Origin of the sequence: Streptomyces reniochalinae (assembly GCF_003323735.1) — a bacterium.
GTDB lineage: Bacteria > Actinomycetota > Actinomycetes > Streptomycetales > Streptomycetaceae > Streptomyces > Streptomyces reniochalinae.
Genome location: NZ_QOIM01000024.1, coordinates 191,878 through 209,117, shown reverse-complemented (window position 1 = coordinate 209,117; position 17,240 = coordinate 191,878). Strand labels below are relative to the sequence as shown.

General features: G+C 68.8%; 12 protein-coding genes. All 12 read left to right on the top strand.

What is annotated here, in order from left to right:
• The first annotated feature begins 537 nt into the window (after positions 1-537).
• The 12 genes from DQ392_RS06360 (at position 538) to DQ392_RS06305 (ending at position 17,237) form a co-directional block, all read left to right on the top strand.
• Positions 538-2,799, top strand: a complete 2,262-nt coding sequence (locus tag DQ392_RS06360; RefSeq protein WP_245981214.1) for an ABC transporter family substrate-binding protein — start codon at positions 538-540, stop codon at positions 2,797-2,799.
• Between the two features lie 693 nt (positions 2,800-3,492).
• Entirely contained in the window at positions 3,493-5,364 is a 1,872-nt protein-coding gene (typA, locus tag DQ392_RS06355; RefSeq protein WP_114014479.1) for a translational GTPase TypA, read from the top strand.
• 381 nt (positions 5,365-5,745) lie between these two features.
• Positions 5,746-7,356, top strand: coding sequence for a peptide ABC transporter substrate-binding protein (locus DQ392_RS06350; RefSeq protein ID WP_114014478.1), 1,611 nt, complete (start codon positions 5,746-5,748; stop codon positions 7,354-7,356).
• A gap of 86 nt (positions 7,357-7,442) precedes the next feature.
• Complete coding sequence (locus DQ392_RS06345; protein WP_114014477.1) at positions 7,443-8,372, top strand: ABC transporter permease; 930 nt, start codon at positions 7,443-7,445, stop codon at positions 8,370-8,372.
• A complete protein-coding gene (locus tag DQ392_RS06340) occupies positions 8,365-9,309 on the top strand; it encodes an ABC transporter permease (RefSeq protein ID WP_181856297.1) in 945 nt (314 codons plus the stop codon). Before DQ392_RS06345 ends, DQ392_RS06340 begins: the two co-directional genes overlap by 8 nt.
• The gene (locus tag DQ392_RS06335; RefSeq protein WP_114014476.1) at positions 9,272-10,303 is read left to right on the top strand and encodes an ABC transporter ATP-binding protein; all 1,032 of its coding nucleotides are present in this window, start codon (positions 9,272-9,274) and stop codon (positions 10,301-10,303) included. Before DQ392_RS06340 ends, DQ392_RS06335 begins: the two co-directional genes overlap by 38 nt.
• Positions 10,296-11,360 carry an ABC transporter ATP-binding protein gene (locus tag DQ392_RS06330; protein ID WP_114014475.1) on the top strand — a complete coding sequence of 355 codons (1,065 nt, stop codon included), beginning with the start codon at positions 10,296-10,298 and terminating at the stop codon, positions 11,358-11,360. The genes DQ392_RS06335 and DQ392_RS06330 overlap by 8 nt, the downstream gene beginning before the upstream one ends.
• A 151-nt stretch (positions 11,361-11,511) precedes the next feature.
• Entirely contained in the window at positions 11,512-13,161 is a 1,650-nt protein-coding gene (locus DQ392_RS06325; protein WP_114014474.1) for a peptide ABC transporter substrate-binding protein, read from the top strand.
• A gap of 6 nt (positions 13,162-13,167) precedes the next feature.
• Positions 13,168-14,091 (top strand): ABC transporter permease, encoded by a 924-nt coding sequence (locus tag DQ392_RS06320; RefSeq protein ID WP_114014473.1) that lies wholly within the window; start codon positions 13,168-13,170, stop codon positions 14,089-14,091.
• Between the two features lie 60 nt (positions 14,092-14,151).
• Complete coding sequence (locus DQ392_RS06315) at positions 14,152-15,123, top strand: ABC transporter permease (protein ID WP_114014472.1); 972 nt, start codon at positions 14,152-14,154, stop codon at positions 15,121-15,123.
• Positions 15,124-15,127: 4 nt separating this feature from the next.
• Positions 15,128-16,108 (top strand): ABC transporter ATP-binding protein, encoded by a 981-nt coding sequence (locus DQ392_RS06310; protein WP_114014471.1) that lies wholly within the window; start codon positions 15,128-15,130, stop codon positions 16,106-16,108.
• Positions 16,098-17,237 carry an ABC transporter ATP-binding protein gene (locus tag DQ392_RS06305; RefSeq protein WP_114014470.1) on the top strand — a complete coding sequence of 380 codons (1,140 nt, stop codon included), beginning with the start codon at positions 16,098-16,100 and terminating at the stop codon, positions 17,235-17,237. The genes DQ392_RS06310 and DQ392_RS06305 overlap by 11 nt, the downstream gene beginning before the upstream one ends.
• The last annotated feature ends 3 nt before the right edge of the window (positions 17,238-17,240 follow it).

The following is a 17,240-nucleotide window of genomic DNA, read 5'->3' as shown; positions in this document are numbered from 1 at the left end:
GTGTTGCGCGTCACACTCCTTCTTGTGAAGAGCGCGACGCGTCTTTCCGCCCGTACGGGTCACCTCGCGCGGGGCGCGAAGTTGCCACACCCGGGGTGTGGCCCCGAGAGCGGCGGGGTGCGGGGGTGGCTGACGTTCTGCGCCACAGAGTCGGGCAGGGGGTGCGGGGCGGGCGTACGGGTCGCCTCGGTTCTCGCTGAGCCCGGTCCGGATCCCGGTTCGGACCCCGTCCGGGGTCTCGGCCCCGGTTCACCCTCCCGGTGCAACCGGGGGGTGCTCCGCACGGGTGGCGTGCGTGGCTGATGTGTCGCGTCTGGCGGACTCCGGGTTTGGGTGCGCTTCCAGTGGGGCGAAAAGATGTGATGAACCGCAAAAACCGCCAAAAGAGGACGTTGCGGGCGCGCGGTCAGCCCCGGAGGTTTCAGCATGCGAGCCGTCCCAGCCGAGTCAGCACGGCCCCCGTGGCCGCCACAGCCAACGGAGTCCCCCCGTCGCACGGCCTTGCCCCACGGCTTGGGCAACCGCCCGCACCGCGGCGTGGCGCGGCGATGGGTCGCCGGACTGGTCGCCGGAGTGCTGCTGCCGCTGCCGCTGGCCGCGTGCAGCGCGGCGGGAGACTCCCAGGACGGCGCGGCCGGCTCCGGCATCGGAAAGGGCTCGGCGGACGCGGACGGCGACATCCACGGGACCGAGCGCGCGCAGGTCACCTCCGGCGGCACCCTGCGCTGGGCGGTCGACGCGAAGCCCACCACCTTCAACGTCTTCCAGCCGGACGCCACCGAGGCCGCCGAGCGGGTCGCCGGAGCGACCCTGCCCGCGCTGTTCACCCTCGACAAGCACGGCAAGCCCCAGCTGAACAAGGACTTCCTGCGCGGTGCGGAGGTCACCGCGACCGAACCGCGGCAGACCGTCGTCTACAAGCTCAACCCGAAGGCACGCTGGAGCGACGGCCGCCGCCTGTCGGCGGCCGACTTCCGCGCCCAGTGGAAGGCGCTGCGCGGCAAGGACAAGGCGTACTGGACGGCGCGGAACGCCGGATACGACCGCATCAAGAAGATCTCCGCCGGGCAGCACGCGGGCGAGGTCGAGGTCGTCTTCGCCAAGCCCTACGCGGACTGGCGGTCGCTGTTCACCCCGCTCTACCCGAAGCAGGCGATGCGCAGCCCGCACGCCTTCAACGACGGCTCCCGCACCAAGCTCGCCGCCGTGGCAGGACCCTTCCGGGTCACCAAGGCCGACAAGGACCGCGAGCGCACCGTCCTGCGGCGCAACCCCCACTGGTGGGGCGAGCGCGCGAAACTCGACCGCATCGTGCTGACGGCCGTACCCCGCGACAAGCGCGCCAAGGCGCTGGCCACGGGGAAGATCGACGTCGCGGACGTCAGCGGCCCCGCCGCGAAGAAGATCGGCGTGGCGAACGGGCTCGGCGGCCCGCAGCGTCCCGACACGGCGAAGAAGCGCTCCGAGAAGCAAGAGGCCAAGCTGCGCGAGAAGCGCCGGCGCCAGGCCCGGGCGAAGTTCGGCGCGGCCACCGCCGAGCAGCTCGGCTCCTACGAGGTACGCCGCGCCCTCGACCCCGCCTACACCCAGCTCGCCCTCAACGGCTCCCGCGGGCCGCTGTCCGATGAACGGGTACGCCGAGCCGTCGCCCGCGCCATCGACCGCGAGGAGCTCGCCAAGCAGGCGCTGGAGGGCACCGGCCTGCCCGACAAGCCACTCGGCAGCCACCTGCGGATGACCAACCAGGACGGCTACCAGGACAACAGCAAGGCGGTCGGCGGCGAGGACATCGACTCCGCGCAGTCCCTCCTCGCGGATGCGGGCTGGAAGGCCGGCGGCTCGCTCGCCCAGGACAGGAGCAAAGCAGGCGCCGACGAGCCCTCCGCCGGGAAACACCCCGAGTCCGCCGAGCGGGACGGCCGTCACAAGCCGCAGGGCGGACCGGCCGAACCGCCGGCCGACGCGTCCTCCCCGCAGGCGGGCGCCCGCGCGCCCTACCGCGCCGAAGCCGAGGCCTCCGTGCCGCGGCTGACCGCGGCACAGATCGCACAGGTCGTCGACAAGCCGCTCGGACTGACCGTCTCCACCACCACCCAGCGCGGCGCCGTCCTCGCCCAGGCCGCACACGCGCGCCTCGCCGCGGCCAGGGAATCGGGCTCCCAGCGGAAGCTGAGCCGGGCGGAGTCGGCGCTGAAGACGGCACAGAAGGTACAGGCCACGGCCGACGAGATGCGCACCCTCGCGGCCGACCCGGCCGGCGCCGTACGCAGCAAGGGCGGCAAACCGCTGGCGCTCCGCTTCGTCCTGCCCGCAGGCAAGGGCTCGGCCCAGCTGCGGGCCACGGGTGAGCGCATCGCGCAGATGCTCGACGGGATCGGCATCCGCACGCAGATCAAGGAAGTATCCGGGGAGAGCTACTTCAAGGACCACATCGCCACGGGCGACTACGACCTGGCGCTCTACGCCTGGCCAGCGACCGCGTTCCCCGCGACCGAGGCCCGGCCGATCTTCGCCAAGCCGCAGCCCGCTTCCGACGGCTCACTCCTCGTCGAGCAGAACTACGCACGGGTGGGCACCGACCGGATCGACCAGCTCTTCGAGCAGGCGGCAGGGGAACTGGACGACGGAGCGCGCAAGGAACTGATGGAGAAGGCGGACGCGCGGATCTGGGCAGTGGCCGGATCACTGCCCCTCTACCAGCGCCCGCAGCTGATCGCGGCCAAGCGGGACCTGGCCAACGTCGGAGCGTTCGGCTTCAGCACACCCCGCTACGAGGACATCGGCTACCGCCGAACCTGACCTCCCGAGCCGCGCCGGCTCCCGATCCCGGGAGCCGGCCCCACCACCTCCGCGCCCCCGGCCTGTGAGCCTCCGCGCCCCCGCCCGGCGGCCCGCCTCCATGACCTCCGGCCGGCGGACGGCCACGGCACCCGGCCGGTGGCACCCGGCGCCCGCGCGAGGGCTCCCTCGCGCGGGCGCCGGGTGGCGGGCGCACCGTGCGGCGGGCCGTCACCACTCGCATCCGATCACCGCCGGACGGCTGTCGAGCTGCCGGCCCCCCGAAGCCGCCGGACCGCACCTGCTCCCTCCCCTGCCGACGGGGCGGTGGCGCCTGGGCGGGCGCCGGGTGTGACGACGAGCACTCGGTGGACGGGCAGGCGCGCGGTCCAGCAGTGCGGTCCGGGTGCGGGCGGGTGGGGGGACTGGACCAGGTGGACGGAGCCGCAGGCCGGGTGCGGGCGCGGGCCGGGCGGACGTGCGGCCGGCGCGGTGGGCGGCGGGAAGAGGGGCGCGGCCCGGGCGCGGGCAGTAGCCGCGTGCTGCGGCGGCCCCGTCCGGGGCTTCGCGTGGCTGCCCGTACCATGGTTTGTGAGGCCGCGGCGAGCCGAGCCCGGCATCAGGGCCCGCGGCCCGGCCCTCACGGGCCGGGGGCGCCCCGGCCGGAGGCCGGGGGAGCGCGGCCTCATCCGTCAACCCGGGAGACACCCCTCAGTGCCCACGCGCCACGACATCCGCAACGTCGCCATCGTCGCCCACGTCGACCACGGCAAGACGACTCTCGTCGACGCCATGCTCAAGCAGGCCGGAGCCTTCGCGGCCCACCAGCTCGAATCCGTCGACGACCGGGTGATGGACTCCAACGACCTGGAGCGCGAGAAGGGCATCACCATTCTCGCCAAGAACACCGCGGTCAGGTACCACCCCAAGGACGGTGGCGATCCCGTCACCATCAACATCATCGACACTCCGGGCCACGCCGACTTCGGTGGCGAGGTCGAGCGGGGCCTGTCGATGGTGGACGCGGTCGTCCTGCTCGTCGACTCCTCCGAGGGGCCGCTGCCGCAGACCCGCTTCGTGCTGCGCAAGGCGCTGGAGGCCCGGCTCCCGGTCATCCTCTGCGTCAACAAGACCGACCGTCCCGACGCCCGGATCTCCGAGGTCGTGGACGAGACCTACGACCTGTTCCTCGACCTGGACGCGGACGAGGAGCAGATCGAGTTCCCGATCGTCTACGCCTGCGCGCGGGACGGCATCGCCTCGCTGACCCAGCCGGCGGACGGCGCGGTGCCGGCGGACAGCACCAGTCTGGAGCCGTTCTTCACCACGCTGCTGGAGACGGTCCCCGCGCCGACGTACGAGGAGGCGGCGCCGCTTCAGGCGCACGTCACCAACCTGGACGCCGACAACTTCCTGGGCCGGATCGCGCTGCTGCGCGTGGAGGCGGGCGAGCTGAAGAAGGGCCAGACCGTGGCCTGGATGAAGCGCGACGGCTCGGTGCAGAGCGTGCGGATCACCGAGCTGATGATGACCGACGCGCTGACCCGCAAGCCGGCCGAGAAGGCGGGCCCCGGCGACATCTGCGCCGTCGCCGGTATCCCGGACATCATGATCGGCGAGACGCTCGCCGACCCGGAGAACCCGGTCGCGCTCCCGCTGATCACCGTGGACGAGCCCGCGATCTCCATGACGATCGGCACCAACAACTCCCCGCTGGTGGGCAGGGGCGGCAAGGGGCACAAGGTCACCGCGCGGCTGGTCAAGGACCGGCTGGACCGGGAGCTGATCGGCAACGTCTCGCTGCGCGTCCTGCCGACCGAGCGTCCCGACACCTGGGAGGTGCAGGGCCGTGGCGAGCTGGCGCTGGCCATCTTGGTGGAGACGATGCGCCGTGAGGGTTTCGAGCTGACGGTGGGCAAGCCGGAGGTCGTCACCCGCGAGATCGACGGCAAGGTCCACGAGCCGGTCGAGCGCATGACGATCGACGCCCCCGAGGAGTACCTGGGCGCGATCACCCAGCTCATGGCCTCCCGCAAGGGGCGTATGGAGACGATGACCAACCACGGCTCCGGCTGGGTCCGGATGGAGTGGCTGGTTCCGGCGCGCGGTCTGATCGGTTTCCGTACCGAGTTCCTGACCGAGACCCGGGGCACCGGCATCGCGCACTCGCTCTTCGAGGGGCACGAGCCGTGGTTCGGGGAGCTGCGTACGCGCCGCAGCGGTTCGCTGGTCGCGGACCGGGCGGGCAAGGCGACGCCCTTCGCGATGATGAACCTCCAGGAGCGCGGTGTGATCTTCATCGAGCCCGGCACCGAGGTGTACGAGGGCATGCTGGTCGGCGAGAACTCCCGTTCCGACGACATGGATGTCAACATCACCAAGGAAAAGAAGATGACCAACATGCGCGCGGCCTCCGCCGACACGACGGAGAACCTGGTGCCGCCGCGCAAGCTGTCGCTGGAGCAGTCCCTGGAGTTCTGCCGCGAGGACGAGTGCATCGAGGTGACTCCGGAGACGGTGCGTATCCGCAAGGTGAACCTCGACATGAAGGAGCGCGCGCGGGCTGCCGCGCGGGCCAAGAGGTAGCCGGAGGCCGGTTGCGCACCGTAGCGGCCGGTTCGGAAGCGGAGGGGGCCACTCCCTGTGGGGTGTGGCCCCTTCCGCTGTGCGGTGTCCGGATAACGGTTCGGCAACCTTGGTTTTTGTCCGGTTTGATGAGATTCGCGGCGCTGCTCTTGCCGCTTAACGGACAACCGGATGTAGGTGTAATCAAACCGAGACTCTTCACATCTGGTCCACACGGGGGGTGAGGGCAGATAGTGAGTGCATCGAGCTCGGGTTAATGGGTCACGCACCGTCATGTGGGCGGCGACTCCGCGAGCGTGGGGGCGTGTAGCACGGACCGGCAGGCTGCCGGCCACGGCACCGCCCCTTCTTCCTTGGTGAACGACTCTAGGAGGTCGCTCCATGCGTGGTGCGAAGATGATGCAGTGGTCCGCTCTTGCGGCGGCCGTGGCGCTGGCAGCCACGGCGTGCGGTGGCGGTTCCGGCGACGACGGCAACGCGTCGGGCAAGCCCGCCGGGTACGTCTCGATGTTCAACGGCGAACCCCAGCACCCGCTGATGCCGTCCAACACGAACGAGAAGTTCGGCGGCTACGTCATCGACGCGCTGTTCACCGGCCTCGTCGGCTACGACGGCAAGGGCGAGCTGAAGAACGAGAACGCCGAGTCGGTGAAGTCCAAGGACAACAAGACCTGGACCGTCAAGCTCAAGAAGGGCTGGAAGTTCCACGACGGCACGGACGTGACCGCCGAGTCGTACGTCAAGGCGTGGAACTGGATGGCCAACGTCGACAACAAGCAGGCCAACAGCTACTGGTTCGGCGACATCAAGGGCTACGAGGACGTCCACCCGGAGAAGGGCAAGTCCAAGAAGGACGAGATGGAGGGGCTGAAGGTCGTCGACGACCACACCTTCACCATCGAGCTGTCCAAGCCGGTCCCGTACTTCGAGTACAAGCTGGGCTACAAGACCTTCACGCCGCTGCCCGAGTCCTTCTACAAGGACCCCAAGGCGTTCGGCCAGAAGCCGGTCGGCAACGGCCCGTACGAGTTCCAGAAGTGGACCCACAACAAGCTGATCCAGGTCAAGGCCGTGAACAGCTACAAGGGCTCCAACAAGGCCAAGAACAAGGGTGTCCAGTTCAAGACCTACTCCAAGATGGAGGCGGCCTACCAGGACGCGCTGTCCGGCAACCTGGACCTGGTCGACGGCGTCGGTCCCAAGGACCTGCCCAAGCGCAAGTCCGACTTCGGCGACCGCGCGCTCGACGTCCCGTACGCGGGCACCCAGAGCATCGTCCCGGCCGTCTACTCCAAGCCGTTCAAGGACGTCGACCCGAAGGTCGTCCAGGGCCTGTCGATGGCGATCGACCGCAAGACGATCACCAAGACGGTGCTCCAGGGCACCCGCATCCCCTCCAAGGCGTTCACCCCGCCGCAGGTCAAGGGCTACCAGAAGCTGGACACCGACGTCCTGACCTACAACCCGAAGAAGGCCAAGAAGTACATCAAGGACGGCGGCGGCGTCCCGGGCAACAAGATCTGGATCCAGTACAACGCCGACGGCGGCCACAAGGAATGGGTGACGGCTGTCTGCAACAGCATCACCAAGGCCACCGGCGTCCAGTGCGTGGGTGACTCCAAGCCGGACTTCCAGACCGACCTCGAGGCGCGCCAGGCCAACAAGGTCAAGGGCACCTACCGGGGCGGCTGGCTCGCGGACTACCCGCTGAACGTCAACTTCATGCAGGACCTGTACAAGACCGGCGCCTCCACCAACTACGGCCGGTTCTCCGACAAGAAGATCGACGGGCTCTTCGAGAAGGGCGACCACGCCGACTCCCTCGACGCGGCCGTGAAGGACTACCAGGCGGCGGAGAAGGAACTGCTCAAGAAGATGCCCGCCATCCCGCTGTGGGACTACGCGGCCAACATCGTGCACGGCGAGAGCATCGACGACGTCAAGGTCGGCTTCGACGGCAACGTCCTCCTGACCGACATCACCGTCAAGTAGCAGCACCCGGGAAGACGCGCTGGGGCCCGCCGCCACGAGCGGCGGCCCCGGCCGTTCCCGAGCTCCCTTTCCGTTACGGAGGCACTATGGGGCGCTATGTCGCACGGCGACTGCTCCAGATGATCCCGGTCTTCATCGGGTCGACTCTGCTGATCTTCTGCATGATGTTCGCGCTGCCCGGCGACCCCGTGGCGGCGCTCTTCGGTGAGAAGAAGCCCGACCCGGCGCAGATCGCCGCGATCAAGCACCAGCTCGGTCTCGACCTGCCGCTGTGGCACCAGTACTGGAACTACCTCACCGGCCTGTTCCAGGGTGACTTCGGTACCCAGATAGCCACGCAGAGACCGGTCGCCGAGGTGATCTCGCAGGCGTTCCCCGTGACCGTCCGGCTCACTCTCTTCGCGTTCGTCTTCACCGTTCTCGCCGGTGTGCTGCTCGGCCTGGTCTCCGGACTCTTCGCCGACAAGGTGTTCGACAGGGTCGTGCTGATCTTCACCCTGCTGCTGATCTCGGTGCCCAGCTTCGTTCTGGGCTACCTCTTCCAGTACCTGTTCGCCTTCCAGCTCGGCTGGGTCACCCCGACCGTCCAGGACTCACAAGACCTCGGGCAGTTGTTGTTGCCTGCGATTGTGCTGGCGGCACTCTCGTTGGCGTACGTCACACGGCTCACCCGCACCTCCGTCGCGGAGAACCTGCGGGCCGACTACATCCGCACCGCCATCGCCAAGGGCCTGCCCCGGCGCCGGGTGGTCGGCGTGCACCTGCTGCGCAATTCCCTGATCCCCGTCGTCACCTTCCTCGGTACCGACATCGGTTCGCTGATGGCCGGCGCGGTCGTCACCGAAGGCATCTTCAACGTGCACGGCATCGGCAACACCATCTTCGAGGCGCTCAACCGCCGCGAGGGCTCCACGGTCGTCGGCATCGCCACGCTGATCGTCATCGTCTACCTCGTCGCAAGCCTGCTCGTCGACCTGCTTTACGCGGTCCTGGACCCGAGGATCCGTTATGACTGAGACCCTGAACGTGCCCGCGTCGGCGTCGACCGACCCGCAGCCCGCTCCGCCGGGCAAGGACGCGGCACCGGCCAAGGGCCGCAGCCTGTGGACCGACGCCTGGCGCGACCTGCGGCGCAACCCGCTCTTCGTCATCTCGGCCGTGCTCATCGTGGTGCTGCTGGTGATGGTGGCCTTCCCCAGCCTGTTCACCTCGGCCTCCCCGACCGTGGGCGACCTGACGCACCACTACCAGGGCAAGCCCAGCTACAGCCACTTCTTCGCGGAGGACTGGTTCGGGTACGACACCCAGGGGCGCTCCGTGTGGGCGCGCATGGTCTACGGCGCCCGTGCCTCCGTGCTCGTCGGCGTCATGGTGACGCTGTTCGTGACGATCCTCGGCGGCATCGTCGGGCTCGTCGCCGGCTACTTCGGCGGCTGGCTGGACAGCGTGCTCTCCCGGATCACCGATATCTTCCAGGGCATCCCCTTCCTGCTGGGCGCCATGGTGGTGCTGACCACCTTCACCAAGTCCAACGTGTGGGTCGTCATCGCCGCGCTGCTCTTCCTGGGCTGGACGCAGATCGCCCGTGTCGCCCGCGGCTCGGTGATCACCGTCAAGCAGAGCGACTACGTGCACGCCGCGAAGTCGCTGGGCGCGAGCACGGCGCGGATCATGTTCCGGCACATCGTGCCCAACGCGGTCGCGCCCGTCATCGTCGTCGCGACGACGGCGCTCGGCGGGTACATCGCGGCCGAGGCGACCCTCTCCTACCTGGGCATCGGGCTGGCTGCTCCCACGGTCTCCTGGGGCGTGGACGTCGACTCGGGCAAGGACGGCCTGCGCACCGCGCCCCACATGCTCATTTCCCCCGCCATCATGGTCTCCCTGACCGTCCTGGCGTTCATCATGCTCGGCGATGCGGTCCGCAACGCCCTCGATCCCAAGAGCCGTTGAGGGAGGCGCGCCTCATATGACCCTGCTCGAAGTGCGGGACCTGCACGTCGATTTCCACACCCGGGACGGCATCGTCAAGGCCGTCAACGGCGTGAACTACCAGGTCGAGGCCGGCGAGACGCTCGCGGTGCTCGGCGAGTCCGGCTCCGGCAAGTCGGTGACCGCCCAGGCGGTCATGGGCATTCTCGACATGCCGCCAGGCCGCATCCCCAAGGGGGAGATCCTCTTCCACGGCGAGGACATGCTCACCATGTCCAAGGAGGAGCGCCGCAAGATCCGCGGCGCCCGCATCGCCATGATCTTCCAGGACGCGCTCTCCTCTCTGAACCCGGTGCTGAGCGTCGGCTACCAGCTGGCGGAGATGTTCCGTGTCCACCAGGGCGCCTCCCGCAAGGAGGCGAAGGCCAAGGCCGTCGAGCTGATGGACCGCGTGAAGATCCCCGCTGCGAAGGCCCGGGTGAGCGACTATCCGCACCAGTTCAGTGGGGGGATGCGGCAGCGCATCATGATCGCGATGGCGTTGGCGCTGGAGCCCGATCTGATCATCGCCGACGAGCCGACGACCGCGCTGGATGTGACGGTGCAGGCGCAGGTGATGGAGCTGCTGGCGGATTTGCAGCGTGAGTTCAACATGGGGCTGATCCTGATCACCCATGACCTGGGTGTGGTGGCGGACGTCGCGGACAAGATCGCGGTGATGTACGCGGGCCGGATCGTGGAGACGGCGCCGGTCAAGGAGCTGTACAAGGCTCCGGCGCACCCGTACACCAAGGGGCTGCTCGAATCCATCCCCCGCCTCGACCAGAAGGGCAAGGAGCTCTACGCGATCCAGGGCCTGCCGCCCAACATGGCCAAGGTTCCCGACGGCTGCGCCTTCCACCCGCGCTGCCCCGTCGCACGGGACGTCTGCCGCAGTGAACTGCCCCCGCTCGCCGAGGTCGGCGAAGGACGCGGCAGCGCGTGCCACTTCTGGAAGGAGACCCTCGGTGAGTGAAGAGTCCCAGCGAACCGAGCAGACCGAGCGCCGTGAGCCGATCCTCGAGGTGCGGGACCTGGTCAAGCACTTCCCGCTGACCCAGGGTGTGCTCTTCAAGCGGCAGGTCGGCGCGGTCAAGGCCGTCGACGGCATCTCCTTCGACCTGTACCCGGGCGAGACGCTGGGCATCGTCGGCGAGTCGGGCTGCGGCAAGTCGACCGTGGCCAAGCTGCTGATGAACCTGGAGGCGCCCACGTCCGGCACCATCCGCTACAAGGGCGAGGACATCACCAAGCTGTCGGGGCGTGCTTTGAAGGCGGTGCGGCGGAACATCCAGATGGTGTTCCAGGATCCGTACACGTCGTTGAATCCGCGGATGACGGTGGGCGACATCATCGGGGAGCCGTTCGACATCCATCCCGAGGTGGCGCCGAAGGGGGACCGGCGGCGCAAGGTGCAGGAGCTGCTGGATGTGGTGGGGCTGAATCCGGAGTACGTGAACCGGTATCCGCACCAGTTCAGCGGGGGTCAGCGGCAGCGGATCGGGATCGCTCGGGGTCTGGCGCTGCGTCCGGAGATCATCGTGGCGGACGAGCCGGTCTCGGCGCTGGACGTGTCGGTGCAGGCGCAGGTGGTCAATCTGATGGAGCGCCTCCAGGACGAGTTCGGCCTCTCGTACATGTTCATCGCGCACGACCTGTCCATCGTGCGGCACATCTCCGACCGCGTCGGCGTGATGTACCTCGGCAAGATGGCGGAGATCGGCAGCGACGAGGAGATCTACGAGCACCCGACGCACCCGTACACGCAGGCGCTGCTGTCGGCCGTGCCGGTGCCCGACCCCGAGGCCGAGGGGCGCAGGGAGCGGATCGTGCTGGAGGGCGACGTGCCCTCACCGGCCAACCCGCCGTCGGGCTGCCGGTTCCGTACCCGCTGCTGGAAGGCGGAGGCGCGCTGCGCCGAAGAGGTGCCTCTGCTGGCGATTCCCACGCCGTTCGAGAAGGCGGAGTCGGGGGTGGCGCACCCGTCGGCCTGCCACTTCGCCGAGGAGCGGGCGGCCGTGGTCGCGGCCTGAGTCCGCTCGCGGGAGCTGCCGTGCCCACCCGTGTGGTCCATACGGGTTCCGGCCCTCCGGGGCCCGGGCACGGCATCCAGGCATATGGTGTCAAAAGGTGTTAAGTGGGTCCGAGTCGAACTCGGACCCACAGCGCTTCCAGGAGGCACCCATGCGTGGAGCCACCCGCGTGACCACGACCAGGAGGGCGCTCGCCGCCGTGGGGGTGCTCACGCTCACGGCGACCGCCTGCGGTGGCGGTTCCAGCTCGGGGGGGACCGGCGGCGGGGCGCAGGACGGTGTGGTCCGCGCCTTCTGGACCGACCCGCAGCATCCGGTCGAGCCGGCGAACACCAACGAGGTGCAGGGCGGCAAGGTCCTCGACATGATCATGCGAGGGCTGAAGAAGTACGACCCCGCCACGGGTGAGGCGAAGAACGCCGTCGCCGAGTCCATCACGACCGACGACCAGCGCACCTTCCGCATCCAGCTGGGCAAGGGCTGGAAGTTCTCCGACGGCACGCCGGTGACGGCGAAGTCGTTCGTCGACGCGTGGAACTACGGTGCGCTGGTCACCAACAAGCAGGTCAACTCCTACTTCTTCCAGTACATCGACGGCTACGACGACGTGCACCCCGAGAAGGGGAAGCCGAAGGCGAAGAAGATGTCGGGGCTGAAGGTCACCGGTGACCGCTCCTTCACGGCGAAGCTCAACCAGAAGTTCTCCATGTGGCCGCAGACGCTCGGCTACAGCGCTTACGCGCCCCTGCCGAAAGCGTTCTTCACCGACCACGAGGGCTGGCTCAAGAAACCGGTGGGGAACGGTCCGTACAAGGTGGACTCCTACACCCGCGGCCAGTCGATGAAGCTGTCGCGCAACACGTACTACAACGGTGCGGACAAGCCGCGCAACAAGGGCGTCGAGCTGCGGGTCTACACCGACCAGAACACCGGCTACACCGACCTGCAAGCCGGAAACCTGGACGTCGTCGACGAACTCCCGGCAGGGCAGCTGAAGAACGCCAAGCGGGACCTGAACGGGCGCTACATCAACCAGCCGGCGGGCATCACCCAGACCCTCTCCTTCCCGATGTACGACAAGCGGTGGCGCGGAAAGAAGGCCGCGCTGGTGCGGCAGGGCCTCTCCCGTGCGATCAACAGGAAGGAGGTGACCGAGGAGATCTACCACGGCACGCGGGAGCCCGCGACCGACCTGACCTCTCCCGTGCTGGGGGCCGGCGGCGGATACGAACCCGGCCTGTGCGGCAGCGCGTGCGAGTACGACCCGAAAGCGGCCAGGAAACTCATCAAGCAGGGCGGCGGCCTCCCCGGCGGAAAGATCACGCTGATCTCGAACGTGGACACGGGCTCACACCGGCAGTGGATGGAAGCCGTCTGCAACAGCATCAACCGCACCCTGGACAAGAACAACGCCTGCACGGTGAATCCGGTGCCGACGTTCAGCGAATTCCGCTCCGACATCAGCGGCAAGAAGATGAAGGGTATGTTCAGGACCGGGTGGCAGATGGACTACCCGCTGATCCAGAACTTCATCCAGCCCCTCTACTACACGGACGCCTCCTCCAACGACTCCGGGTTCTCCGACCCGAAGGTCGACAAGCTCATCGACCAGGCGAACGCGGCCGGCGACCAGAAGAGCGCGATCGGCCTCTTCCAGCAGGCGGAGAAACGCGTCCTGGAGACGTTCCCCGCCATTCCGCTGTGGTACCAGAACGGGAACGCCGGATACTCCGAGCGGGTCGGCAACGTGAAACTCAACCCCTTCTCCGTGCCGGTCTTCACCGACATCAAGGTCAAGTGAGCCGTCGTGGGGCGCTATGTCGTACGACGACTGCTCCAGATGGTCCCGGTCTTCATCGGGACGACGTTCCTGATCTTCGTGATGGTCTACGCCGTCGGCGACCCGGTGAACGCCATGTTCGGCGACCGGGCGCCCGACCCGGCGACGGCCGCACAGCTGCGCGCCGAGTTCAACCTCGACAAGCCCCTCTGGCAGCAGTACGGGCTCTACATGGGCAAGATCTTCTCCGGTGACTTCGGCAACGCTTTCAACGGGCAGCCGGTGACCGAGCTGATGGCGACCGCGTTCCCGCTGACCATCCGGCTGACGCTCGTCGCCGTCGTCATCGAGATCATCGTCGGCCTGGTGCTCGGCGTGCTCACCGGCCTGCGCCGCGGCCGGCCCGTCGACAGCGGGGTGCTGATGCTGACCCTCGTCGTCATCTCCGTACCGACGTTCGTGACCGGCACCGTCTTCCAGTACCTGCTCGGCGTCCGGTGGGGGCTGATCGCCCCCGCCGTCTCGCCCGCCGCGCCCCTCGGCCAGCTGCTGCTGCCGGGACTGGTGCTCGCACTGGTCTCGCTCGCCTACGTCACACGGCTGACCCGCACCTCCATCGCCGAGAACTCCCGCGCCGACTACGTGCGCACCGCCGTCGCCAAGGGGCTGCCGCGCCGGCGGGTGACCGTACGGCACCTGCTGCGCAACTCGCTGATCCCCGTCGTCACCTTCCTGGGCACCGACGTCGGCACCCTGATGGCGGGGGCCCTGGTGACCGAGCGGATCTTCAACATCCACGGCGTCGGCTTCCAGCTGTGGCAGGGCATCGTGCGGCAGAACTCGCCGACCGTCGTCGGCTTCGTGACCGTCCTCGTCATCGTCTTCCTCCTCGCGAACCTGCTCGTCGACCTGTTGTACGCCGTGCTCGACCCGAGGATCCGCTATGTGTGACCCACGCCCGCCAGGCCCGCGAGCGCGCAACGCGCCCACCGCCACCCGCAGGGGGAGCCCATGACGGGGACGCCCGCGATCGAGGGCCCCGACGAGGCGGAGACGCTCGCCGGGGTCGAGAGCGAGGCCGAGCGTGCCCGCGGCAAGGGCCCCTCCTCACCGGGGCGGGAGCCGCCGGAACGGGCCCGGAGCATGTGGTCGGACGCGTGGCACGACCTGCGGCGCAACCCGGTGTTCCTGATCGCGGGCCTGCTCATCGCGTTCCTGGTGCTCATCTCCGTGTGGCCGGGCCTCATCGCCTCCCGGGACCCGCTCTCCTGCCGGCTGGGCCGCTCGCTGGACGCGTCCTCGGCAGGGCACTGGTTCGGCTTCGACACCCAGGGATGCGACGTCTACACGCGGGTGGTCTACGGCGCCCGTACGTCCGTGACGGTCGGCGTCTGCGCCACGCTCGGGGTGGCCGTGCTGGGCAGCGTGCTCGGCGGACTCGCCGGGTTCTTCGGCGGCGTGTGGGACGCCGTCCTCTCCCGCCTCACCGACATCTTCTTCGGCATCCCCATGATCCTCGGCGGTCTGGTCTTCCTCTCCATGACCGGGAGCCGCTCGGTGTGGACGGTGGTCGCCTTCATCGTGCTGCTCGGCTGGCCGCAGGTCGCGCGTATCGCGCGCGGCTCCGTCATCACGGCCAAACAGAACGACTACGTACTGGCCGCCCGTGCGCTGGGCGCGGGCAACGCCCGGATGATGACCCGGCACATCCTGCCGAACGCCATCGCCCCCGTGATCGTGACGGCGACCATCGCGCTGGGCACCTACATCGCGCTGGAGGCCACGCTCAGCTTCCTGGGCGTGGGCCTCCAGCCGCCGACCGTCTCCTGGGGCGCCGACATCTCCGCCGCCTCCCAGGGCATGCAGTTCCGCAACGCGCCGCACATCCTGCTGTATCCGGCCGCCGCGCTCAGCCTCACCGTGCTGGCGTTCATCATGCTCGGCGACGCGGTGCGCGACGCCCTCGACCCGAAACTGAGGTGAGCGTGTGAGCCTCCTTGAGGTGCGCGACCTGCACGTGGAGTTCCACACCAGGGACGGCGTGGCCAAGGCCGTCAACGGGGTCGACTGCGGTGTCGAGGCCGGCGAGACGCTCGCGGTGCTCGGCGAGTCGGGCTCCGGCAAGTCGGTGACCGCGCAGGCGATCATGGGCATCCTCGACACGCCGCCCGGACGCATCACGGGCGGCGAGATCGTCTTCCAGGGCAGGGATCTGCTGACCCTCCCGGGCCAGGAGCGGCGGCGGATCCGCGGTGCGAAGATGGCGATGATCTTCCAGGACGCGCTCTCCGCTCTGAACCCGGTGCTGAGCGTCGGCTACCAGCTGGCGGAGATGTTCCGTGTCCACCAGGGCGCCTCCCGCAAGGAGGCCAGGGCCAAGGCCGTCGAGCTGATGGAGCGGGTCCGCATCCCGGCAGCGCGCCAGCGGGTGGGCGACTATCCGCACCAGTTCAGTGGGGGGATGCGGCAGCGCATCATGATCGCGATGGCGTTGGCGCTGGAGCCCGATCTGATCATCGCCGACGAGCCGACGACCGCGCTGGATGTGACGGTGCAGGCGCAGGTGATGGAGCTGCTGGCGGATTTGCAGCGTGAGTTCAACATGGGGCTGATCCTGATCACCCATGATCTGGGTGTGGTGGCGGACGTCGCGGACAGGATCGCGGTGATGTACGCGGGCCGGATCGTGGAGACGGCGCCGGTCAAGGAGCTGTACAAGGCTCCGGCGCACCCGTACACCAAGGGGCTGCTCGACTCCATCCCCCGCCTCGACCAGAAGGGCGGGCAGCTCGACGTCATCCGGGGCATGCCGCCCAACCTGCAACAGATCCCCCCGGGCTGCGCCTACAACCCCCGCTGCCCCATGGCGCGTGCGGTCTGCCGCAGGGACGAGCCTCCGCTGTACGAGGTCTCGGCGCTGCGGGCCAGCGCCTGCCACTTCTGGGAGGAGATGTGCGATGCACGGTGAGGGATCGAGCCGCAAGGTGGCCAGGGAGGAGCTGATCCAGGCGCGGAAGCTGCTGGCGAAGTCGCATGCCGAGCGGAGTTACGCGGCGGGCGAGCCGATCCTCCAGGTGCGGGACCTGGTCAAGCACTTCCCGCTGACGCAGGGTGTGCTCTTCAAGCGGCAGGTGGGCGCGGTCAAGGCCGTCGACGGTGTCTCCTTCGACCTGCGGAAGGGGGAGACGCTGGGCATCGTCGGCGAGTCGGGCTGCGGCAAGTCGACCGTGGCCAAGCTCATCACCCACCTGGAGAGGCCGACGGCGGGCACGATCCGCTACAAGGGCAACGACATCACCCGCGCCTCGGGGCGTGCTTTGAAGGCGGTGCGGCGGAACATCCAGATGGTGTTCCAGGATCCGTACACGTCGTTGAATCCGCGGATGACGGTGGGCGACATCATCGGGGAGCCGTTCGACATCCATCCCGAGGTGGCGCCGAAGGGGGACCGGCGGCGCAAGGTGCGGGAGCTGCTGGATGTGGTGGGGCTGAATCCGGAGTACGTGAACCGGTATCCGCACCAGTTCAGCGGGGGTCAGCGGCAGCGCATCGGGATCGCTCGGGGTCTGGCGCTGCGTCCGGAGATCATCGTGGCGGACGAGCCGGTCTCGGCGCTGGACGTGTCGGTGCAGGCGCAGGTCGTCAATCTGATGGAGCGCCTCCAGGACGAGTTCGGCCTCTCCTACGTCTTCATCGCGCACGACCTGTCCATCGTGCGGCACATCTCCGACCGCGTCGGCGTGATGTACCTCGGCAAGCTGGTCGAGGTCGGTACGGAGACCGAGATCTACGAGCACCCGACGCACCCGTACACGCAGGCGCTGCTGTCGGCCGTGCCGGTGCCCGACCCCGAGGCCGAGGGGCGCAGGGAGCGGATCGTGCTGGAGGGCGACGTGCCCTCGCCGGCCAACCCGCCGTCGGGCTGCCACTTCCGCACCCGCTGCTGGAAGGCGCAGCAGCGCTGCGCCGAGGAGGAGCCGCCGCTCGCCGTGCCGGAGACCTTCTCCGACACCCTGCCAGGCGAGGCCGTCCACCACCCCTCGGCCTGCCATTTCGCGGCCGAGCGCGCCGCTGTGGTGGGGCCCGTCGAGACGTGAGGC